The organism is Streptomyces sp. NPDC005017 (assembly GCF_042873115.1).
GTDB lineage: Bacteria > Actinomycetota > Actinomycetes > Streptomycetales > Streptomycetaceae > Streptomyces.
Genome location: NZ_JBIALD010000021.1, coordinates 54,044 through 75,244 on the forward strand (window position 1 = coordinate 54,044; position 21,201 = coordinate 75,244).

Here is a 21,201-nt window from a genome sequence, read left to right on the forward strand (position 1 = left end):
GAAGCGCCGGAACGGGGCATGTTCTGGTTCGACGACGGCGAACCGGGCTACGAGACCTGGATGGGCGTCCCCTCGATGCCCAAGCCGAACTGGTCCTCGCCACAGCTGCAGCAGCGGATGACCGACGCGCCCGATTCCGTCGCCGCCCGCTGGCTGCACACCGGCGCCGACAGCCTCACGTTCCTGCGTGAACTCGGCGGCGAACGCCTGCTGATCCATGCCGTGCGCTCCGGGCACGAGCCGGTACGCCTGCTCCTCCCGGTCTCGGCCGAGGCACTGTACGGTGACGCGGGCGCCCTGCGCCCGGACGGCACGGGCCACCTCGAACTCCCCTCGGACGGACCGGCGTTCCACGTTCGGACACTGTGATGACCCTGACCACCCCGGCGCTGATCACCGCCGACCTGCGGGCCCTCGGGTCGAGCCCACGGACACGCTGATCGTGCACAGCGCACTGTCCGCCTTCTCCCGTGTCGTCGGCGGGGCACCCGCGGTCGTCCTCGCCCTGTCGGACGCCGTCACGGCCGAGGGAACCCCGGTCGCACCCAGCCAGTCCTGGCAGCTGTGCGACCCGGCCTACCTGGCCGCCGACCCGGCGGAGCACTGGGATCTGATCCGCCGGGCTCTCCCGCCGTACGAACCGCGGTGGACCCCGTCGATGTCCATGGGCGCGATCGCCGAGGCCCTGCGGACGAGTCCCGGTGCGCTCCGCAGTGCCCACCCGCACCGCTCCTTCGCCGCGACGGGCCGGCACGCGGCACGGGTCACCGCCTGTCACGACCTCGCGGAACCGTTCGGGGACGCCTCCCCCTCGGGGAGCTCTACCGGCTGGACGCGAGGGTCCTGCTGCTCGGCGTGGGCCACGAGAAGAACACCTCGCTGCACCTCGCCGAGGCCCGGGCCGGACTGCCCGTCGAGCGGGTCGCCAACGGCGCGCCCCTCCAACGAGCAGGACCTCCGGCAGTTCGTGGACCTGTCGACCTGGGATCCGGTGCCGGTGCGGCGGCGGATCGCGCAGCGGATGGTGCCACTGATCGGCCCGCACGCCTGGGCGGTCGATGCCGTGTCGTTCTCCAAGGGACGGCCGGATGTCGGTGGGGGTCGCCCGCCGGTACTGCCGAGCGCTGGGCAGGCAGGCCAACTGCCATCGCCGGCGGCCACCGCCACGGTGCTAGGCATCGGCAGCGAGCCGTGGCACTCGCGGACGAGGCGCTGGCCTCCAGAACTCCGGCAGTGTCTCCCAACGCGTACGCACAGGCCGTACGCCTTCGTGGCCGCCCCGCCCCCTCGGCCGGCTGCTCCTGCCGACGGGCCCGGCCCTGGTCCGCCTCATGGTGCGCCGGCGCCGCAAGCCGCTCGCTCGCAAGCAGCACGACCGCCCCGCCGGTACCCTGCTGGCCTGCCTGCAGACGCCGCACGGCACGGCCCCGCAGATCGCCGCCCGCCTCGGCATCCACCCCCAGACCGCACGCCGGCGCCTGCAGCAGGTGCACCGCCGGTTCGGCGAAGCCCTCGCCGACCCCGACGCCCGCTTCGAGCTGGAGGCCGCGCCGCGGGCGGGTCTGGCCTGAGCGGGCGTGGGAAGCGCGCTGACCGTCGTGCCCGTGCGTGACGCAGACCACAGGAACTCCTGGGGCGCCAGGGAGAGATACGGGTGTGAGGGACTCAGAGAACGAGATACGCCGGCGTGTGCGCGAGGGGGATCGTGAGACGTTCGCCCAGTTGTACGAGGAGTTCGCCCGTGCCGTCTACAACCACGGGCTGCGCCTGACCGGCGACTGGTCGACGGCCGAGGAGGTCATGTCCGAGACCTTTCTGGCCGCCTGGCGGACACGGGACCGGGTGCACGAGGACGGCGGCTCCCTGCTGCCCTGGCTGCTCGGCATCGCCACCCACAAGGCGGAGAACGCCCAACGGGGACTGCGCAGGCGGCAGTCGTTCCTGGCGCGGCAGCCCCGGCCGCGGGCGGTGGAGGACTTCGCGCCGGCCACCGTCGGACGCCTCGACGACGCCCGCCGACTGCGTGCCGTGCACGCGGCCCTGAGCCGGCTGCGCCGCCAGGAGCGGGAGGTGCTGGCCCTGTGCGTGTGGTCCGGTCTGGACTACCAGCAGACGGCCGCCGCGCTGGGCATCGCCGTCGGCACGGTGCGCTCCCGCCTGTCACGCGCCCGCAAGAGGCTGGCCCGCCTGGCGGAGGAAGGCCTGGCGGAAGGGTTGGAACCGCCCGTCGGCCGCGGAGAGAGACCGAGTGAAGCCGCCATCGCGGCCCTGACTGTGCGGGAGGAACCCACTTGACATCCTCCCCTCCCTGTTGGGAGGGGATTCCTACGGCTTGCGTCGTAGGGGTTTCTGCTTCGTCGCCGACTGCCCGCCCGGAGTACTCCGTTGAGGTCTTACACCAGCTCCACAGACAGACACGGCCAGCCCGGCCGCCAGAATGTTCTTCGCTGCGTTCACGTCCCGGTCGTGGGTCGTCCCGCAGTCGCACGTCCACTCGCGGACGCTCAACGGCATCTTGTCCTGCAAGGCGCCGCAGGCGGAACACAGCCTGGAGGAGGGGAACCAGCGGTCGACCGCGATCACTTCGCGGCCGTACCACCGGGCCTTGTACTCCAGCATGCTCCGGAAACCGGCCCACGCCGCGTCGCTGACGGCACGGGCCAGCCTTTTGTTCTTCACCATGTTCCGGACGGTGAGGTCCTCGATCACGATCGTTTGGTTCTCACGAACGAGCCGAGTCGTCAGCTTGTGCAGGTTGTCCCGGCGCCGGTCGGCGATCCGGGCGTACACCCGGGCGGCCTTGTGCCGGGCCTTGCGGCGGTTTGCGCCGTCGCCGGCGGCCTTGCGGGCGAGCTGCCGCTGAGCCTTCGCGAGACGGGCACGGTCACGGCGCTCACACCGGGGGTTGCAGACCTTCTCACCGCTCGAGAGGGTCAGGAGGTGGTCGAGCCCGACGTCGACGCCGACGGCCGCACCGGCGGCGGGCAGCGGCTGGACGGAGGGGTCTTCGCACAGCAGGGACACGTACCAGCGCCCGGCCGCGTCCTGGGACACGGTCACCGTGGACGGCGAGGCTTTCTCGGGCAGTGGGCGGGACCACACGATGTCGAGCGGCTCCGCCATCTTCGCCAGAGTCAGCTTCCCGTCGCGGAACCGGAACGCACTGGTGGTGTACTCGGCCGACTTGCGGGACTTCTTCCGCGACTTGAAGCGCGGGTACTTCGCCCGCCTGCCGAAGAAGTTCGTGAACGCCGTCTGCAGATGCCTGAGCGCCTGCTGGAGCGGGACCGAGGAGACCTCGTTGAGGTAGGCGAGTTCCTCGGTCTTCTTCCAGGCCGTCAGCATCGCCGAGGTGGCGTTGTAGTTCACCCGCTCCTGCCGCGTCCACGCTTGCGTGCGCGCCGCAAGGGCCAGGTTGTAGACCTTCCGCACGCAACCGAACGTGCGGGACAGCTCTGCCGCCTGCGCGTCGGTCGGATGGAAGCGGTACTTGAACGCCCGCTTCACAGGGGTGGTCTTCACCCTTCACACAGTAGCGCGTCGGTTTGTGACGCAGTGCGCGCAGCTGGATGGGGACGACCAATCGCCTTGACGGCGATTGGTCTTTCCCTGCCCTGCTCCGCAGGGGCTTCGTTTCCTTCCCGCCCTGAAGGACGGGGTATCCAAGAAGGAGAACACCGATGAACGACAGGAACGCCTCCGCTTCCCCGGAGCACCGCGGCGACCGGGAAGAGATTGCCCGCCTGCTGCCGACCCCTGCCGAGTGGGGCCTGCCGCGCGAGCAGCACCTTCGTCACAAGGACACCCTGATGCGCCACATCGACCGCGACCTGACCGCAGTACGCATCCGGCGGGAGCGTCGCCTGCTGCGGCCCGCGCTCCTCGCCCCGGCCACCGCCCTGACTCTGGCCTGCGCTCTGACGGCGGGCATCGCCCTGACCGACGGCGACCGTGACGGCGACGGCCGCATGCCCCGCGCGGCCGCCACGGACATCCAGCCGGCCGCGGCCCTGTTGGACCGTATCTCCGACGCGACGAGCCGCCAGAGCACTGTGTCCGTCCGGGACGACCAGTTTGTGTACACCCGCGAGAAGATCCGCGAGGCGGACCTGACCAGTGGCAGGGCCGTCGTGGGACCGCTCAGGGGCCATGAGACGTGGGTCGCCCAGGACCCGAAGCCCCTGCACAAGCTCGGCCTGGTCCGCGCCGACGGGGAGACACTGCCGATCAACGCCGAGTTCGGCGACACGGAGGGCACACCGGCCGGCTTCAGCCGGCCCACCTACGGCTGGCTCGCCTCCCTGCCCGGCGACCCCGACAACCTGCTGGCCCACCTGTACGCGAACACCCCGCGAGCCGAGGGCCGCGAACGCCACCAGGCGGTGTTCGAGCAGATCGGCTCCCTGCTCGGCGGGTTCACACCTCCGCGTACGGCCGCCGCCCTCTACCGGGCCGCGGCGAAGATCCCCGGCGTCACCGAGGCCCCTCGGGCACGGGACGCGATCGGCCGCCAGGGCCTCGGCATCGCCCGTGTGGACACGCGCTACGGCATCCGCACCGAGTGGGTCTTCGACAGCGACGACTTCACTTTCCTCGGCTCGCGCAGCGTCCTGACCGCCGACACCTCCTACGGCCGTGCCGGGACCCTCCTGTCCAGCTCCGCCGAACTGGAGCACGCCGTCGTCGACACAGCCGGACAGCGGCCCGGCGCGGCCGACCGGACGTCGACGGGCGGTGAGAGCTGAGAATCCCGCGTCAGCCCTCCACGGCAGCGTAAAGGCCGTTGGTCGAAGATCATCGTGCCAGGACAATGAACCGTCAGCTTGCTCTGGCAGGCGGTGTGGCCGGACCCGACCGCCGTACGCCGTCTCGACGCCGACGCCACCGCCCGTCCGGCGACCGGCTGGGAGACGCTGCCGCGGGAAGGGGCGAGCGTGCCGTCGGTCGAGGCGGACGGGCGGTGGCGCCCGGAGGGGGCCGCCGCAGCCGGGGCGGCGCCGGCGCACCTGCCGGCGGCGCCCCACGGTGTCCCCGTGGCCGTCCCCGACGGCCTCGTCGCTGAGGCATGGAATTCCGGCGCGAGCCCTTTGAGGGCGGGGCGGTGTGAGGCGTACGCCAACGATCAGAATGCGTCCGCCTCCCTGGTGGCGGTCACCGCCCGCACGAACCGTCGGAAGGCCGGCCAGGACCCGGCCGATTGGATGCCGCCCGCTCCCGGTGCCACGTCGTCGTACTCGAGCGCAGTCTCGTTGCTCATGCCGCCAGAACGGCGGGCCCTCCCGCCCCGGACGGTCCTCTTCACGGGCTATCCGGCCGGTTCTGGCGGCGGGCGTCCTTGGCGGTGATGCGGCGGTGCAGGAACTGGTCGACAAACGCGTCCGCATGACGAGTTCGCCGGTTGAGGCACCCGTGATCAGCACGGTGCCGCACCTTCCACCGCTGTCTCCGGCACAGAAGTGTCAAGGACAACTCCCGACCGTCTTCGCCGGGCACCCTCAGGTGGCACAAGGTGCCGTATGCCTCTCGTCGGCGGGTTGTCGGGTTCGTCGAATAGCCGACCCGGATAAACTGGGGCGTAACGTCCAAACAATATGTTTCTTGGTCAAAGCGATGGCCGTGGCGGCGGATGGCGGAGGTTTCGTATGAAGCCATGGACGGCCAGCATCGCCGTCGTCGCCGCTCTCGTTCTGGCAAGCACCGCCTGCGGCACCGAGGCCCCGAGGGGAGGCGGCGCCGGCGGAGACGGCCTCACCATCGGCCTGCTGCTCCCGGAGACCGAGACCAGCCGCTATGAGACCTTCGACCGGCCGCTGATCGAGCAAGCGGTCAAGAACCGGTGCGAGAAGTGCGTCGTTCGCTACGCCAACGCGGAGAACGACGTTCAGATCCAGCACCGGCAGATGAACGCCATGCTCACCCAAGGCGTCGATGTGCTGATCCTCGACCCGGTCCAGGAGGTCTATCTCCGCAGTCTGATCACCGAGGCGGCAGAGCTGGACGTCCCGGTGGTCTCCTACGACCGGATGGCCGAGGGGCCGATCGCGGGTTACGTCTCCTTCGACGCGGACGCCATCGGCGTTCTCCAGGGCGAGGGCCTGCTCGAGGGTCTCGGCGGCCGGGCCGACGGGGCGCACGTCGTCCGGGTGGAGGGGCCCCTGTGGAACCCGGACCATGTGGCGGTCTCCATGCTCGAGCGGGCGGGGGCGCACATCAGCAGGACGTACGTGACCTTGGGATGGACCCCGGAGAACGCGTACGCCGTCATGGTCGGCGCCATCGCCAACCTGGGGCCGGACAAGATCGACGCGGTCTGGGCCGCCAACGACGCACTGGCCGCCGGAGCCGTCTCCGCGCTCAAGGGCGCACGCATCGACCCGCTGCCGCCGGTCGCCGGCCAGGACGCCGACCTCTCGGCGGTGCAGCGCATCATCAGCGGAGAGCAGTACATGACCATCTACAAGCCCTACAGGCTCCAGGCGGACGCCGCCGTGGACATGGCACTCGCCCTGGCCCGCGGTGAGTCCCTGCGTTCCATAGCCACCGGCACGATCAGCACCGACACGGCCCAGAACGTCCCCAGCGTCAAGCTCGCGCCAGCCCTGGTGACCGTCGACAACGTCGAGGAGACCGTGGTCCGGGACGGCATGTACACCATCGACGAGATCTGCACTCCGAAATACCGGCCCGCCTGCGAGAAGGCCGGACTCACCGACTGACGGCGAGGAAGGCCGAGATGACTCAGGGATCGGCTCCGCCCCTGCTCAGCCTGCGTGGCGTCGTCAAGTCCTTCGGGGCCGTCCGCGCGCTGACCGACATCGACCTGGAGATCCGCGCGGGCGAGGTGGTGGCGGTGATGGGTGACAGCGGCGCGGGCAAGTCCACCCTGGTCAAGGTGATCGCCGCCGTCGAGCCCTCCGACGGGGGTGCCTTCAGCTGGAAAGGCCGCGAGGTACAGCTCACCCGCCCCCAGCACTCCCAGAACCTGGGTATCTCCGCCGTCTACCAGAACCTCTCGCTGTGCGACAACCTCGACGTCGTCGGCAACGTCTTCCTCGGCGGTGAGCTCCGCCGGTTCGGCGTCCTCGACGAGCTGGAGATGGGGCGCCGCACCCGCGCCCTGCTGGACACGCTGTCGATCCGCATCCCCGACGCCCGCGCACCGGTCGCCTCGCTCCCCTCCGACCAGCGGCAGATCGTGGCGATCGCCCGCGCGCTGCTGAGGGAACCCGACCTCCTCCTCCTGGACGAACCCACCCAGGCCATGAGCACACAACAGACCAACAAGTTCCTCGACATGATCGAAAGGCTGCGTGACCGCGGTCTCGGCATCCTGTTCATCAGCCACACCATGGGCGACATCAAGGCCGTCGCAGACCGGGTCGCGGTGCTCCGCCTGGGGCGCAACAACGGCGTCTTCAACGTGCACACCGCCTCCCAGGAAATGATCACCTCCGCCATCACCGGTGCCACGGACCACGCCGTGGCCCATCGCGCCACGGAGTAGAAGGACTACGAAAAGTGAGCGACATGCTCGTGGCAGCCAGACCGCGGATGCTCCCGACCCGCCGAGCCCTCCGCGCGGGTGGAACGGGGGGCACCCCCCGGAGCGAAGTCCCGGGAAAGAACGGGGGAGCGTGGTGAGCACGCCGTCTCGCGCTTTCGTCGGCCGGCTGCGCACCCTGCGCCGGCAGGGCGTGCGGGGCTTCCTCGACGCCCGGCGGCACAACCTGCTCACGGGTGGGCTCGGCCCGGTGCCGGCGATCGTCGTCCTGATACTGATCTGGACCGTCTTCCAGATCCTCGACCCCAGATTTCTCTCCCCCCGCAACCTCTCCAACCTCAGCGTGGACATCGTCGGCACGGGTCTGATCGCCACCGGCCTCGTCTTCGTGCTGCTGATCGGCGAGATCGACCTCTCGGTCGGCGCGCTCAGCGGCTTCACGGCCGCCCTGTTCGCCGTGCTGAACGTCCACCACGGCATGCCGGAAGTGCTCGCGGCGCTCCTGGCGGTCGCGGCCGGCTGCGCGGCGGGAGTTCTGAACGGTGTCATCTTCGCCCGGATGGGCGTGGCGTCCTTCGCGGTCACCCTCGCCGCCGGGCTCGGCTGGAGCGGCATGCTGGCCATCGTTCTGGGCGGCAGCGGCACCGTCTTCTTCGATGACGAGGGCTTCGTGGCAACGCTGACCAGCTATCACTTCGGCCCCGCCGCCGCCTACGGTCTCGCCGCGCTGGTCACCGGCGCCTACTTCTTCGCCGCCCGCCAGCGATCCCGATATCACCGGGCCTCCGGCGCAACGTTCCCGTCCACCAGGAGGATCGCCGCCCGTACGGTCGCGCTGGGCCTCATTGCCTTCGCCGGCGCCGCCGTACTCAACCAGTACCGGGGACTGCCGCTGGCCCTGCTGATCTTTCTGCTCGTCGTCGCCGGACTGGACTACGGTCTGCGCCGCACCACGTACGGACGCACGGTCTACGCCCAGGGCGGCAGCGTCGAGGCGGCCCGCCGCGCCGGACTCCATGTGGTCGCGGTGCAGATCTCCGTATTCATGGTCTCCGGGACGATGGCCGCGCTCGGCGGCCTGCTTCTGGCCTCACGGACCAGCACGGTCGGCGCGGGCTCGCCCACCCTCATCCTGCTGGTCAACGTGGTCGCCGCCGCCGTGATCGGCGGCACCAGCCTCTTCGGCGGTCGTGGCCGCACCTGGTCCGCGATGCTCGGCATCCTGGTCATCCAGTCGGTCGCCTCCGGCATGGCGCTTCTGGGCCTGCGGGGCGCCATCCAGATCACCATCACCGCGGGCATCCTCCTGATCGCGGTCATCGCCGACTCCCTCTCGCGCCGCCCCCATCCTGGCCTCCGCGCGGATGCCAGGGTCTGACCCGGCCGTGGCCGACCCCGCTGCCTTCGGGGGGCACCGTGTGCCGGCCAGCTGTGGTCGAACGATCGCCGGATGCCCAGGCTCCGAGCCCCGCCGGGCATTCAGGTGCCGGAGTCACGGGAACCACTCCAGCGGGTACGCCTCTCTCGCGCCGTCTGCTCCGCCCCGCTGCGGCGATCACCCTGATTGGCTGCCGCCACCCGGCCCGTGGAACATGGAGTGAAGCCGGTGAGCAGCGGTGAACGGCAGCGGGTCCGGGCGTACGGAGGCGGTGCGTGTTCTTGGACGTGCAGATCTTTGCGTCCTGCGGGGTCGGGTTCGCCGCCGTCTACGTGCTGACGGAGGACGGTCGCGAGCTCCGCCTGGCGGAGGTGACCGAAGACGCGGGAGGAAGGCGCCGGACGGCGGCGACGTACGCCCTGACCGAGCCTTCACCGGTTGCCGAGGCCTGCCGCATCGGCCGCCCCTTGTGGCTGACCACCGAGGACGTCGTCCGGTACGGCCTGCCAGGTCACGCATTCGCCCCCGTCCCTGCGTTCGTCGAGAGCCCGGACGGCGCTGCCCCGACCGACCTCGTCTCGGTGGGCGCGCTGCCGCTGGGCGGAGAGGCCCGCCTGCTGGGCTGCCTGCTCGTGGCGTGCCGGGGCGGGGACGGCTTCAGCACCGACCAGCGCACGCTGCTGGAGCTCTACGCCGGCCAGGCGGCCGCAGGTCTCGAGGCAGCCGCGGCCCGCGTCACCGACCGCGCCGAGACGGCATCCCGGCTCAGGCCCGCCCTGCTGTCCGCGCGCGGCGGTTGTTTCGTGCTCACCCCGAGCACCGGGCACATCGACGTGGACACGGCGGTCCTGAACCTGTTCGGCATCCCCCAGGAGGACTTCGACGGCGATGTTTCGGCCCTGCTGGAATGCACCGCCCCGGACGACACACCCGCGCTGATGTCGATCGTGGAGCCCCAGCAGACCGACTCCGACCAGCGCCTCACCTTCCGGATCCGCCGCAACGGTGAGCTGCACTGGCTGGGCCTGTGCTGCCGTGTGCTGACCGGGCCCGACGGCAGGACGCGGCGCGTGCTGGGCGTGGTGAGCGACGCCTCGCATCTACGCAACAGCGCCGACGACGTCTCGCTCGTACAGCGGCTGTCCGCCGCGCTGTCCGGCGCGACCACCATCCGCGACGTCAGCAGGGTGGCGGTCGAGTCCCTGCGCGCCCCACTCAACGCCGACCGGATAGCGGTGGCCGAGCTGGAGGGCGACCACCTCGTGGTGACCGTCCTCGACCCGCCGGAGCCGGACGCCTGGCCCCGGTCGTGGCGCTCGGAATGGCGCTCGGAATGGCCCGACGCCTCCTGCCACTCCCTGCCGACCCTGCGAAGCGCCCTGCGGGAAGGACACGTCGGCCTCTGGCCGGCCGGCACCGAGCTCGAACCGAGCCTCGAGGGCGTCGGGCCCGGCGGCCTCGCCGTACTGCCGCTCCCCGCGGACGACCGGATGGTCGGCGTGTGCGTCGTGGGATGGGACGGCGAGTACCGCTTCGGACCCGGGGACCGCTCCCTGCTGACCGCGGCCGCGGGCGTGATGGGCCAGGCCCTGGCCCGCGCCCACGCACTGGACGCCGGGCACGAACTCGCCACGATGCTGCAGCGCAGCCTGCTGCCCCGCAAGCTGCCGGAACTGGCCGGTGGGGTGGCCGTCGCCCGCTACCTGCCCGCGACTGTGGGCCTCGAAGTGGGCGGCGACTGGTACGACGTGATCCCGCTCTCCGACAGGCATCTGGCACTGGTCATCGGCGACGTGCAGGGGCACAGCGCCGGAGCCGCCACCATCATGGGCCAGATGCGCACCGCCATCCGGGCCTACGCGGTCGAGGGCCACCCTCCCGACGTCGTGGTGGCCCACGCCAACCAGCTGCTCGTCGGCATGGAGACCGACCTCTTCGCCACCTGCACGTATGTCGACCTGGACGTGGAGGAGGGCATCGCCTGGGCCGTCCGCGCGGGCCATCTGCCGCCGCTGCTGCGGCTGCCCGACGGCACCACCGAGGAACCGGAGATCGAGGGCGGACCCCCACTCGGTGTGATCGCCGACGGCGAGTTCCCGATGACCCAGCTCAGCCTCGCCCCCGGCACCCTCATCACCCTCCTGACGGACGGCCTGGTGGAATCGGCGACCCTCCACCTGGAGGACGGCATGCGGGCCGTGCGCGAGCTGCTCGCCGCCGCCGACCCGGCCGAGCCCGAGCGGGTGGCCGACGGCCTCGTCGCCGGCACACGCCAGAGACACGACGACGTGGCCGTGCTGATCCTGCGCTACGACGGCATGCAGGTCCGGCCCGTCAGGGCCCACTGGGCGGTATGGCGACTTCCCGACGCGGTGATGCACGCGCGCCGCTTCACGGCCCGCACCCTGCGCGACTGGTCCGTGAAGGAGGAGAACGACGTCGCCCTGCTGGTCGTCTCCGAACTGGTCACCAACGCTGTCGCACACACCACGGGCGAGGTGCGCCTCGACCTGACGCTGACCGGCGACCGGCTGCGCATCGCCGTGAACGACGCCTCTCCCCGCTCACCCGTCAAGGCCGAGAGCGTCGACTGGGAGGAGACCGGCGGGCGCGGCCTGCTGCTCGTGGCGGCGATGGCCGCGGCCTGGGGCTCAGTGCCCCTCAGCGGCGGCAAGCAGGTGTGGTGCGACATCGCGCTCACGCCGCGCGACGAGCCCGCACCCGCCGCGGCACCATCCCCTTGAACCCGGCACCGTACCGCCCGGGGACCAAAGGTGACGGCAGCCTGGACGACCCGGGGTGGGTGGAGTGGCACGGCGGTCCCGCCCACGACTTCAGCGCCGCCTGATGGCTGCCCGCCATCCCTGGTCTTCCGGTGCTGAATGCGGTGCGGCAGACAGTCGAGACCGTCACGGGCGATCAGCCGATCAGCTTGTGCAGGGCGGGAACGCTGGCTCCGAAGGTCAGAGGACCCGTCGCGACGGCCGCGGGCACGGACTTCTCGTGAAAGAACATGAGTCCGCCCATGACGAGGCCGATGAAGCCGGCCGCCAGGAACACGGAAGGCTCCTTGGGGGCCCGACTCGACGAGCGGTGCCGCGTTGTCTCCGGGAGTCGTTCCGGTTCACGGGCAGCGGCCGGTTCGAGGCCGGTGCGGCGCTGCTCATGCCCCGACGGGCGGGGTCAGGATGTGGGCGACTCGTCGTGGTGTCCGTGCGTGGCGAAGCGCTCCTGGACGCCGGGGCTGTCGAGGAGGCGGGCGGGGTAGCCGGGTCCGGTCCGTACCGCGACGTCTTGGTGATGAAGGGTTTCACCGCAGGAGGCGCAGACCACCTTCGCCTGGGTGTCGTGGCCGCAGGGGGTGTGCTGCATGACCACCGGGATGCCGTCGTCATCGGCCAGCCACCGGTCGCCCCAGGCGTTGATCGCGGCGAGCACGCCGAAGAAGTCGCGGCCCTTGTCCGTGAGCAGGTACTCGTGGCGGACCGGCTCGCTCTGGTAGGCCTGCCTGTGCAGCAGGCCCGCGTCCTCCAGGCGCCGGAGCCGGTCGGTGAGGGTGTTGCGCGCGACGCCGAGCGAGTCGATGAAGCCGTCGAAGCGCGACTCGCCGTAGAAGACCTCGCGCAGGATCAGCAGTGTCCAGCCGTCGCCCAGGACGTCCACGGTGCGGGCGATCGAGCAGGGCCAGCTGTCGAATGAGGTCCGTCTCATGTCGGCGACCTTATCAGTTTCATCATGAGATTCACTTGCCCCCGGCAACCCGGTCCGACTAGCGTCTCGTGAGTCTCATCATGCAACTTACGAGGAGGAGTGATGAGCTCCACGCCTGCGAGCACACCTGCGGTCACCGTTGAACGGGACGGCCATGTGCTGCTGATGGGCCTGAACCGGCCCGCCAAGCGCAACGCCTTCACCCAGCAGATGCTCAGCGAGCTGTCGGCCGCCTACGGTCTGCTGGAATCCGACGACGACCTGTGGTGCGGGGTCCTGTTCGCCCACGGCGAGCACTTCACCGGCGGCCTGGACATGCTCGACGTGGGCGCCGAGCTCGCGTCGGGCGAGTTCGACGCCCCCGAGGGCGGGCGCGACCCCTGGCGTCTGGACGGACCGTGGTCCAAGCCCGTCGTCGCGGCCGCACAGGGCTGGGTGATGACCCTCGGCATCGAGCTGCTCCTGGCCGCCGACATCCGCGTGGCCGCCCAGGACACACGCTTCGCCCAGTACGAGATCCGCCGCGGCATCTACCCCTTCGGCGGGGCCACCTTCCGCTTCCCCCAACAGGCCGGATGGGGCAACGCCATGCGCTGGATCCTGACCGGCGAGGAGTTCGACGCCGCGGAAGCCCACCGCATCGGGCTGGTGCAGGAACTGGCCGCCGACGGGCCGGCCGCCGTCGTGCGCGCCACCGAGATCGCCACGCTCATCGCCGAGAAGTCCGCTCCCCTGGGGGTGCGCACAGTCTTCGCCTCCGCCCACCTGGCCCACGAGCACGGCGAGAGCGCCGCGATCGAGCGGCTGCGTCCGGACATCGCACGGCTGTTCTCGACCGCCGACGGCGCCGAGGGAATCCAGTCCTTCATCGAGCGCCGTGACGCCGTCTTCACCGGCCGCTGACCAGCCGCCCCCACCCCCTGCCAGGAGACCTGTCGTGACCAGCGCAAAGACGCCGCCTTCCCTGTTCGACCTGCCGCCCGAGATCGCCGAGGCCCGCCAGTGGGCCCACGGCTTCGCCGAGAAGTACGTACGCCCCGTCGCCGCCGAGTACGACGAGCGAGAGGAGATGCCCTGGGCGGTCATCGAGGAAGCCGCCAAGGTCGGCCTGTACACCCCCGAGTTCGCCCTGCAGATGATCGCCGACCCCACCGGGCTCCTGCAGCCGGTGGTCGCCGAGGAGATCTTCTGGGGTGACGGCGGCATGGGCCAGGCCCTGCTGGGCACCTTCCTACCCGCCGCGGCCCTGTTCGGCGCGGCCACCAAGGAGCAGATCGACACCTGGCTGCCCGCCTTCTTCGGCACCCCCGGCGACCTGGCCGTCGCCGCCCTGTGCGCCAGCGAGCCGAACGCCGGCAGCGACGCCGCCGCCATCCGCACCCACGCCCGCTACGACGAAGCCACCAGGGAATGGGTGCTCAACGGCACCAAGACCTGGGCCACCAACGGCGGCATCGCACACATCCACGTCGTCAACGCCGTCACCGACCCCGCCCTCGGTGCCCGCGGCCACGCCCTCTTCCTCATCCCGCCCGGCACCCAGGGTCTGAGCCAGGGACAGAAGTTCTCCAAGCACGGCCTGCGCGCCTCCCACACCGCCGAGGTCGTCCTCGACGACGTCCGCATTCCCGCCGACCTGGTCCTCGGCGGCAAGGACGCGCTCGACCAGCGCCTGGCCACAGCCCGCGAAGGCACCCGCGTCCGCGTTCCCGCGGCCATGGCCACCTTCGAGCTGACCCGGCCCGGTATCGGCGCGATGGCCGTCGGTGTGGCCCGCGCCGCCTACGAGTACGCCCTGGAGTACGCCGGCGTACGCGAGCAGTTCGGCCGGCCGATCATCGACAACCAGGCCATCGCCTTCACCCTGGCCGACATGGCCATGGAGATCGACGCCGCCCGCCTCCTGGTCTGGCGCGCCAGCCACATGATGATGAGCGGCAAGCCCTTCACACGCGCCGAGGGCAGCATGGCCAAGCTCAAGGCCAGCGAGGTCGCCGTCCGCACCACCGAACGCGCCGTGCAGATCCTCGGCGGCAACGGCTACACCCGCGACTACCCCGTCGAACGCTGGGCCCGCGACGCGAAGATCTTCACCATCTACGAAGGCACCAGCGAGATCCAGCGCCTGGCCATCAGCCGCGCCCTGTCCGGCCGCCGCATCCGCTGACGGCCCGTGACACCCCGCTGGGCGCGACACATCACGCGCCCAGCACCTCTTCCCTCCCCCCGGGCAGTGAGGCCGATGTCCCCCTGCCCGGCCCGTCCGACCCCTATCTGTGCGGAGCATCCCATGAGCACCCCTACCCCCTTGCTGGCCGGCAAGGTCGCCGTCGTCACCGGCGGCGGCCGCGGCATCGGCAAGATGATCACCCGAGGACTCCTCGAAGCAGGCGCCACGGTGTACATCTCCAGCCGCAAGGAAGCAGACCTGACGTCTGCCGTGGAGGAGCTGAGCCCGCTCGGCGACATCCACGCGGTGCCGGCCGACCTCGCCACCGCCCACGGCGTTGCGACCCTCGCCGGCTACCTTGGCGAACGCGAGAGCCGGGTGCACGCCCTGTTCAACAACGCCGGCGCCAACTGGGGCGCGTCCCTGGAGGAGTTTCCCGAGTCGGCGTGGGACCGCGTGCTGTCCGTGAACGTCAAGGGTGTCTTCGCCCTCACCCAGGCCCTGCTGCCCCTGCTGAAGGCGGCCTCGACGCCCGACGATCCGGCCCGGGTCGTCAACACCGGCAGCATCGACGGCCTGCGTGCTCCCGCCCCCGGCTTCGACAACTTCTCCTACAGCGCCAGCAAGGCCGCCGTGCACATGCTCACCCAGCAGCTGGCCGGAACCCTCGCCCCCGAGGTCCTGGTCAACGCCGTCGCCCCCGGTCTGTTCGAGTCGAAGATGACGGCCGGCATCCTCAGCATGGGCGCGGACACCGTCGCCGGGCAGATCCCCCTGCGGCGCATCGGGCGTCCCGCCGACATGGCAGGCATCGCCGTCTTCCTCATGAGCCCCGCCAGCAGCTACATCACCGGGGCCGTGATCCCCGTCGACGGCGGAATCAACGCCACCCGCTGAAGACCCCGGCGCCGCACCGGCTCCGGATGGCGGACCGGCTCCGTGAGTCCCGGCACCAGTTGGGACCCACGGCGGATCGCGGCGGGCCGCCACGGCCCTTTCCTCCGGGCCGCACGGCCGGCTGACGCTCTTCTCGGCATGCTCACTGTGGGCATCGTGCGCCAAGGCCGTTCGCCCACGGCCCGCCCGTAGACCGGCCAGCTGGCGCACCGCACGGTTTGCCATGTCTGACTCGGTGGGCAGCAACCGAACCGACCGCCGCAGCCGTTGTCGCCGTCATCCTGTCGGCTCCGTGGCCGGGGCCGCAGGGCGACAGCGGCTCCCGCCGGTATCTCCTGAAACAGGGCCTGATCCGGCTCCTGATGTAGCTCCTGTTCGAGTCTGCAGGCCGCGCCTGCAACGCCGCGGGGGACCATGAGGGTTCGGGTGTGGTCGGGATCGGACCTCCCCCCTCAGAGCGCCCCACGACCATCTCGCCCCGGAAGAGGAAGGTTGCCGAATGGAGAGCGGGCGGGACGTGGGGGAGCGCTTCGGCGTCGGCCCGGTGCGCCTGGGGTCGGCCCGGCTTCATGTTCGCTGCGGGAGTGAGCCGGTTCAGCTAGGTTGCGCACCTTGGGAAGATGCACTGTTCAGCTGTCGACGTTTCGCGAACTCCTCGTAGCGAACCGCGAGTACGTAGATGTAGTCGAGCAGCGCCTCGCTGAGTGCCAGTGCGTCTTCTGCGTCATCGCGTCTCACCTCCACATCGGTGAAGTGTGCACCTTGGTTGCCGAGAACCCGAAGAGCCTGGGCCCAGTCGAAGAGGCGGCCCTCGATCTTGCCGCTGTCCCGAAGCTCCTCCAAGGCCTTCATGAGTATCTTCGCCGTCGTGCCCTGATCCGCGCAGACTCCCTCGAGCGTGCGTCTGACCATCACAACGGTGGCCGCGTACGCCTTTGCAGAGAAGCAGAGCCTGGCCTCTTCGTGTGCACGCCGCAGCCGGTCGGGCACCAGGTGACTGAGTTCGGACGAAGTGCTCGGCCAAAGGGTGGTGGGCAGCTCCATCTCCCAGCCGAAGCCGTAGTTGTAGTCGGCGACGAGCATGCCCTGGCCGCAGTGGGAGCACCGGACAAGCTGCAGCAACACCAGCTCATTCACGAAACCGTCGTCTTCCACGTCGTCAGTCCTGAGCGTGCCCTCGATCCTGCCCGAGGTGCGCGCGTCGCAATGGGGACAGAGCACGCGGATCGAGGTTCCAACAGAGCGATCATCGTCAGTCATGCTGCAACCTTAATTGCCTTAGCGGTCAACGGTCTTGGCGACGACTACGCGGTCGGTGTAGGAGCTCTGAGTCCTTGCTGCTCTGGCAGGAGTGATCACAGCGTCGCAGGCCTCTGGCGCGTCGGGTGGTCGGTCTCCGCGTCACCGAGCTCCACGACGCACGCCACGGGACGGCGACGCGTCTCCCCGTGGCCGGGGTCGCGCCCCGCGTCGGGACGGAGTTCCTCGGCGGGCTGGCGGATGAGGCACGGGGATGCGCTCCTGGATATCCGCGAGATGCTTCCCGGGCGAACCTGGAGCGCATCGAGCGCGCCTCCCGCACGGTGCGGCGGCAGAACGTCGCCCGCCTGTCGCACGGCGGACGGGTTCGACATCTTCGACCTCGTCGTGGACCTGGTCGTCGACCCCGACCTGAGCACGTTCACGTGGAAGGACGAGGACGAGTACGCCCACGTGCGACGGCTCGGCATCGTCACCGACACCGAGCGCCGGGCCGTGGAGGCAGCCCGCGCCCAGGCCCTGTCGATGATCGGGGAACGCTCCGGTCCTTTCGCGGACGCCAGCACATGAACCGGCTGGCGGTGGGACCCAGCCTGGCCCGCACCGGGTCTGCCCCGACGCCCCGACTGCTGATCGCTGCACGCCGACGGACGGCCCGGTGCATGGCCGCGTCGCGGGCCTGCGTGTAGCGCAGCACCTCGGCGGGCTCCGTGATGAGCTCGACGCTGAGCAGATGGTCGTCCTCGTCGATGTCGAGGCGGGCGACGAGCCGGGAGTAGAACAGCCAGAAGTCCTCTTCGGCAGCGCCAGGGCGTCGGCGTGCTCACGCCGGAGGCAGTGGATCACCCCGCCGACGCTGCTGTCGCGCCGCGCGTTGTCGAGGAGGTAGAGCTGGCCGGGCGTCGGCGGGGCATCGACGATCCGCACCCGTCCGAAGCGCTTGCCGAGCGCCGTCTGCTCACGCCGCTCGGCGCACGACGCTGCGTCGACACCCTCCCAGTCCACGGGCTCACCGCACATGAACTGCCGGTAGGTCTCGGTCTGCTCGTCGGAGGCGTACCGGCGCCGGCACTCCAGGCGCCATGCCGTGTACTTCAACTGGGTGAAAGCCGGTCGAACTCCTCCCGCCCGATCGCGTCGGGCACGCGCGTGACCTCCCTGGGGCCGAAGTCCACGAGCACGTCGCGCGGTACGACGATCGGGACCTCTCCCGCGCTGAGGTGCTGGAGCCGGGCGACCGACGTCGTCGGGGCCGGTGAGGGGCGGGCCGTGGACGATGACCTCGCCGGTGTCGAGACCCTCGTGCACGCTGGGGCAGCCGTTGACGCCGCTGCCCGTGCTGTACGAGCCTCCAGGAACAGGCCGCGCACCTGGCCTGGTTGCCCGCCGTCGCCATCACGACGGTACCGGCGGCTTCATCCCCCTCGCCGCCGTGCGCACGAGCATCATCGAAGCGGTGCTCGGGGATTCGCCCGGTGCCGCAGGCCGTCGTCACGGCCCCCACGGGATGTCGGGAGCCGTGATGACATGCTCGTTCCAGCTTGTCGGCGCTCGCGTGTGCGACAGCCGGTCACGTCACCAGCGGCACGATCACGGCCAGCACGGCGATGCACAGCGTCATGACACTGAACGCCACGAAGGGCCCCGGCCGATCGCCTTGTCCACCGGGGCCTTGACCGGGCGGGCGATGCCGAACCCGATGAGGCCGGCGAAGGCGGAGAAGAGGAGGCACCTGCCCAGCACGAGTGTCAGGAACATGACCAGGCGTCATAAACCCCATCACCAGGCAGCGATCTGTGGCGCCCGAGTGGTTCGGTGGTGTGAAGCGGTGTGCTTCAGGCGACGGCCAGCTGTCCGGCCGCGCGCAGGGACAGTGCCCGGTGGTAGCGGCGCAGCAGGAGCAGGGCGGTGGCGGCGAGGCCGGTGAGGAGGCCGAGCCAGACGCCGACGGTCTCCAGTCCGCCGAGGTTCCCGAAGAGCCAGGCGGCGGGCAGGCCGATCAGCCAGTAGCCGACGAGGGTGATGCGGAAGCCGCTCTTGGTGTCGTCCAGGCCGCGCAGCAGGCCGACGCCGATGTTCTGGGTGCAGTCGAAGAACTGGAGCACAGCCGCAACGAGCAGGAGGTTCGTGGCGATGTCCGTCGCGCTGTGCCCGTCGGCGGACGACGGGTCGAGGAACGGGCGCAGCACCAGGCCGGGCGCGGCGAGGTAGACGACGCCGACTACGGCCATCACGGCCGCCGCGCACGCCAGCGCCGTGTTCTTGATACGGCGGGCGGCGTCGAACCGGTCCAGGGCGAGTTCGCGGCTGACGTTGAGGGATGCGGCATGGGAGAGGCCGACGGCGATCTGGAAGACGATGTAGATCAGCTGGTTGACGGCGGTGTGCGCGGCCAGCGCGGCGCTGCCGAAGGTGCCGATCAGCAGGGCTACGACCGAGAAGAAGCCCGCCTCCGAGCCGTAGGTGGCGGCGATGGGCACGCCCAAGGCGGTCAGTCGGCGCAGGGTGGCCGGGCGGGTCTTCCAGATCCGGGCGTCGAGCAGCGGGGCGAGCCGGGGGTCTCGGCGGGCGGAGGCGTACAGGGCGACGCAGGTCAGCAGGTAGACGAGTGAGGTGGAGATGCCGATGCCCGGCAGGCCCCACTCAGGAAACACCCAAGTGCCCTGTATGAGAACCCAGTTGAGGCCCGCGTTGACCGCGACCGAAGCGATCGTGATCTGCAGCAGGGCCTGGGGGCGGCGCATTCCGACGGTGAACTGTCGGATCGCCTGGAACCACAGGCAGGGGATCAGACCGGGGGCGAGGGCGAGCAGCACCGGCCAGGCGATCTCCACGACCTCGGGGTCTTGGCCGAGGTACGCCACTGCCCGTCCGATCAGCAGGATGATGAGGGCGCCGACGACACCCGCCAGGGTGGCCAGCGCCAGCGCGGCACGGACCACGTCCCGGACCTCCTCCCGCGCCGCGTCGGTGAGCTCCTCGTCCTCGTCGGCGCGGGCGGAGGCGGCGGACACCTGGTTGCCGACGGCGGTGACCAGGCCGACGCCCATGGTGCGCAGCTGGTTGAAGATGACCAGCGCCAGGCCGCCGCCAGCCAGCGCCTCGGCGCCCATCAGGCCCATCATCACCGTGTCGGTGGTGGTGAGGGCGACCTGGGCGAGCTGGGTCAGGGCGAGCGGGACGGCCAGGGTCGCCAGGGCGCGGCTGTCCCGGAGCAGGGTGGTGAGAGGTGTCGGCATCGGTGTCAGTTCTCGCGGAGTTTGGTCAGCAGCTCGTCGATTTCGCGCTCGACGGCCGGGTCGATGAGATTGCGGGCGTCCATCCAGTCATCGTTGAAGACGGTGTCCATGTACTTCTCGCCTCCGTCGTTGACCAGCGCGACCATAGTCGTGCCCGGCGCGAGCGAGGACATCCGGGTCAGTGCCTCGTACACCACCCCGCCCGCGGAGCCGCCGATGAGGAGACCGATACGGCGGGCCAGCACGCGCGCGGTGGCGAACGCCTCGATGTCGCCGACCTTGGCGCCCTCGTCCAGCAGGTCGTAGTCGACCATGGCGCCGATGGTGGCGCCCTCGGGGGTGCCGGTGCCGGACTGGTAGTAGTCGTGGGCGGGCGGCCCGAAGGCGATCGACCCCTTCGGCTCGACGCCGACGATCCGCACCCCCGGCACGGACTTGCGCAGTTCCCCGCCGGTCCCGAAGAGTCCTCCGCCGGTTCCCACGGCGCCTATGAGGATGTCGATACGGCCATCCAGGGCGGCGTCGAGTTCATGCGCCACCGGCCGGTATCCGTCCCCGTTGGCCGGGTTGTTGTGCTGTTCGGTGAAGTAGGCGTTGTCGCTCTCGGCCGCCAGCTTCTCGGCGAACTCCTCGCGGGCGGCCGTGGCCAGTTCCTCGCCTCCGTCCTCGGCGACATAGATGAGCTCGGCGCCGAGCGCCTTCATGCCGCGCAGTTTGTCGGCGGCGGCGTGATGGTCGACGACGGCGGTGAAGGTGTAGCCACGCTCGGCCGCGACCACGGCGAGGCCGAGGCCGGTGTTGCCTGAGGTGGACTCGACGATACGGCCGCCGGGGCGCAGCAGACCGCGTTCCTCGGCGTCGAGGACCATCTGCCGGGCCATGCGGATCTTCGCGGTGCCGGTGGGGTTGAACTGTTCGAGTTTGAGCAGCAGTCGGCTGCTGGTGTCGGTGCGGCACACTTCGAAGAGCGGCGTGTGGCCTATGAGGTCGGAGACGTGGCTGACCACTGCGGGACGCGAGAGCGCCTTGTCCATCGGATGGCTCC

Annotated in this window: 20 protein-coding genes and 4 pseudogenes; 15 read left to right on the forward strand and 9 right to left on the reverse strand. The window is 70.6% G+C overall.

Annotated features, from left to right (window positions below; genetic code table 11):
* Positions 1 to 18: 18 nt before the first annotated feature.
* The 5 genes and pseudogenes from ACFYR0_RS27545 to ACFYR0_RS27565 all read left to right on the forward strand — a co-directional run bounded on the left by ACFYR0_RS27545 (position 19) and on the right by ACFYR0_RS27565 (position 2,295).
* A complete protein-coding gene (locus ACFYR0_RS27545; protein ID WP_389333552.1) occupies positions 19 to 369 on the forward strand; it encodes a hypothetical protein in 351 nt (116 codons plus the stop codon).
* A gap of 73 nt (positions 370 to 442) precedes the next feature.
* Positions 443 to 915: pseudogene (locus ACFYR0_RS27550) on the forward strand (aminoglycoside N(3)-acetyltransferase); the annotation flags it as partial.
* An 82-nt stretch (positions 916 to 997) separates the two neighbouring features.
* Positions 998 to 1,204, forward strand: a pseudogene (locus ACFYR0_RS27555) (hypothetical protein); the annotation flags it as partial.
* Between the two features lie 127 nt (positions 1,205 to 1,331).
* Positions 1,332 to 1,571: a helix-turn-helix domain-containing protein gene (locus ACFYR0_RS27560; RefSeq protein WP_389333555.1), complete on the forward strand. Its 240-nt coding sequence runs from the start codon at positions 1,332 to 1,334 to the stop codon at positions 1,569 to 1,571.
* Positions 1,572 to 1,677: 106 nt separating this feature from the next.
* On the forward strand, positions 1,678 to 2,295 hold the full coding sequence (locus tag ACFYR0_RS27565; RefSeq protein ID WP_389333727.1) for an RNA polymerase sigma factor: 618 nt from the start codon (positions 1,678 to 1,680) through the stop codon (positions 2,293 to 2,295).
* Positions 2,296 to 2,325: 30 nt separating this feature from the next.
* On the opposite strand, the gene ACFYR0_RS27570 is transcribed toward ACFYR0_RS27565, so the two are convergent.
* Positions 2,326 to 3,522: an RNA-guided endonuclease InsQ/TnpB family protein gene (locus ACFYR0_RS27570; protein ID WP_389333558.1), complete on the reverse strand. Its 1,197-nt coding sequence runs from the start codon at positions 3,520 to 3,522 to the stop codon at positions 2,326 to 2,328.
* 158 nt (positions 3,523 to 3,680) lie between these two features.
* Between ACFYR0_RS27570 and ACFYR0_RS27575 the strand changes: the two genes are divergently transcribed.
* Complete coding sequence (locus ACFYR0_RS27575) at positions 3,681 to 4,745, forward strand: CU044_5270 family protein (protein WP_389333561.1); 1,065 nt, start codon at positions 3,681 to 3,683, stop codon at positions 4,743 to 4,745.
* A 377-nt stretch (positions 4,746 to 5,122) separates the two neighbouring features.
* On the opposite strand, the gene ACFYR0_RS27580 is transcribed toward ACFYR0_RS27575, so the two are convergent.
* On the reverse strand, positions 5,123 to 5,257 hold the full coding sequence (locus ACFYR0_RS27580) for a hypothetical protein (RefSeq protein WP_389333564.1): 135 nt from the start codon (positions 5,255 to 5,257) through the stop codon (positions 5,123 to 5,125).
* Positions 5,258 to 5,642: 385 nt separating this feature from the next.
* Between ACFYR0_RS27580 and ACFYR0_RS27585 the strand changes: the two genes are divergently transcribed.
* The 4 genes from ACFYR0_RS27585 (at position 5,643) to ACFYR0_RS27600 (ending at position 11,623) form a co-directional block, all read left to right on the forward strand.
* Entirely contained in the window at positions 5,643 to 6,716 is a 1,074-nt protein-coding gene (locus ACFYR0_RS27585; RefSeq protein WP_389333567.1) for a substrate-binding domain-containing protein, read from the forward strand.
* 17 nt (positions 6,717 to 6,733) lie between these two features.
* Entirely contained in the window at positions 6,734 to 7,504 is a 771-nt protein-coding gene (locus ACFYR0_RS27590) for an ATP-binding cassette domain-containing protein (protein WP_389333570.1), read from the forward strand.
* A 133-nt stretch (positions 7,505 to 7,637) separates the two neighbouring features.
* Complete coding sequence (locus ACFYR0_RS27595; protein ID WP_389333573.1) at positions 7,638 to 8,879, forward strand: sugar ABC transporter permease; 1,242 nt, start codon at positions 7,638 to 7,640, stop codon at positions 8,877 to 8,879.
* A 281-nt stretch (positions 8,880 to 9,160) separates the two neighbouring features.
* Entirely contained in the window at positions 9,161 to 11,623 is a 2,463-nt protein-coding gene (locus ACFYR0_RS27600) for a SpoIIE family protein phosphatase (RefSeq protein WP_389333730.1), read from the forward strand.
* Between the two features lie 175 nt (positions 11,624 to 11,798).
* On the opposite strand, the gene ACFYR0_RS27605 is transcribed toward ACFYR0_RS27600, so the two are convergent.
* Positions 11,799 to 11,939, reverse strand: a complete 141-nt coding sequence (locus tag ACFYR0_RS27605; RefSeq protein ID WP_389333576.1) for a hypothetical protein — start codon at positions 11,937 to 11,939, stop codon at positions 11,799 to 11,801.
* A 123-nt stretch (positions 11,940 to 12,062) separates the two neighbouring features.
* A complete protein-coding gene (locus ACFYR0_RS27610; RefSeq protein ID WP_389333579.1) occupies positions 12,063 to 12,590 on the reverse strand; it encodes a winged helix-turn-helix transcriptional regulator in 528 nt (175 codons plus the stop codon).
* Positions 12,591 to 12,692: 102 nt separating this feature from the next.
* On the opposite strand from ACFYR0_RS27610, the gene ACFYR0_RS27615 reads away from it, so the two are divergent.
* The 3 genes from ACFYR0_RS27615 to ACFYR0_RS27625 all read left to right on the forward strand — a co-directional run bounded on the left by ACFYR0_RS27615 (position 12,693) and on the right by ACFYR0_RS27625 (position 15,657).
* Positions 12,693 to 13,493, forward strand: coding sequence for a crotonase/enoyl-CoA hydratase family protein (locus ACFYR0_RS27615; protein ID WP_389333582.1), 801 nt, complete (start codon positions 12,693 to 12,695; stop codon positions 13,491 to 13,493).
* Positions 13,494 to 13,527: 34 nt separating this feature from the next.
* Positions 13,528 to 14,757, forward strand: coding sequence for an acyl-CoA dehydrogenase family protein (locus tag ACFYR0_RS27620; RefSeq protein WP_389333585.1), 1,230 nt, complete (start codon positions 13,528 to 13,530; stop codon positions 14,755 to 14,757).
* A 123-nt stretch (positions 14,758 to 14,880) separates the two neighbouring features.
* Positions 14,881 to 15,657, forward strand: coding sequence for an SDR family oxidoreductase (locus tag ACFYR0_RS27625; protein WP_389333588.1), 777 nt, complete (start codon positions 14,881 to 14,883; stop codon positions 15,655 to 15,657).
* A gap of 594 nt (positions 15,658 to 16,251) precedes the next feature.
* Here ACFYR0_RS27625 and ACFYR0_RS27630 read toward each other — a convergent pair.
* The gene (locus tag ACFYR0_RS27630) at positions 16,252 to 16,917 is read right to left on the reverse strand and encodes a DUF4145 domain-containing protein (protein ID WP_389333591.1); all 666 of its coding nucleotides are present in this window, start codon (positions 16,915 to 16,917) and stop codon (positions 16,252 to 16,254) included.
* Between the two features lie 131 nt (positions 16,918 to 17,048).
* Here ACFYR0_RS27630 and ACFYR0_RS27635 point away from each other — a divergent pair.
* Positions 17,049 to 17,147: pseudogene (locus ACFYR0_RS27635) on the forward strand (oxidoreductase); the annotation flags it as partial.
* 157 nt (positions 17,148 to 17,304) lie between these two features.
* Positions 17,305 to 17,487: a hypothetical protein gene (locus ACFYR0_RS27640; protein WP_389333741.1), complete on the forward strand. Its 183-nt coding sequence runs from the start codon at positions 17,305 to 17,307 to the stop codon at positions 17,485 to 17,487.
* Between the two features lie 79 nt (positions 17,488 to 17,566).
* Here ACFYR0_RS27640 and ACFYR0_RS27645 read toward each other — a convergent pair.
* The 4 genes and pseudogenes from ACFYR0_RS27645 to ACFYR0_RS27660 all read right to left on the reverse strand — a co-directional run.
* Positions 17,567 to 18,225: pseudogene (locus ACFYR0_RS27645) on the reverse strand (DUF6879 family protein); the annotation flags it as partial.
* 309 nt (positions 18,226 to 18,534) lie between these two features.
* Positions 18,535 to 18,675: a hypothetical protein gene (locus ACFYR0_RS27650; RefSeq protein WP_389333594.1), complete on the reverse strand. Its 141-nt coding sequence runs from the start codon at positions 18,673 to 18,675 to the stop codon at positions 18,535 to 18,537.
* A gap of 77 nt (positions 18,676 to 18,752) precedes the next feature.
* Positions 18,753 to 20,156, reverse strand: a complete 1,404-nt coding sequence (locus ACFYR0_RS27655) for an MATE family efflux transporter (protein ID WP_389333597.1) — start codon at positions 20,154 to 20,156, stop codon at positions 18,753 to 18,755.
* 5 nt (positions 20,157 to 20,161) lie between these two features.
* Complete coding sequence (locus ACFYR0_RS27660; RefSeq protein ID WP_389333600.1) at positions 20,162 to 21,190, reverse strand: cysteine synthase family protein; 1,029 nt, start codon at positions 21,188 to 21,190, stop codon at positions 20,162 to 20,164.
* Between the last annotated feature and the right edge of the window lie 11 nt (positions 21,191 to 21,201).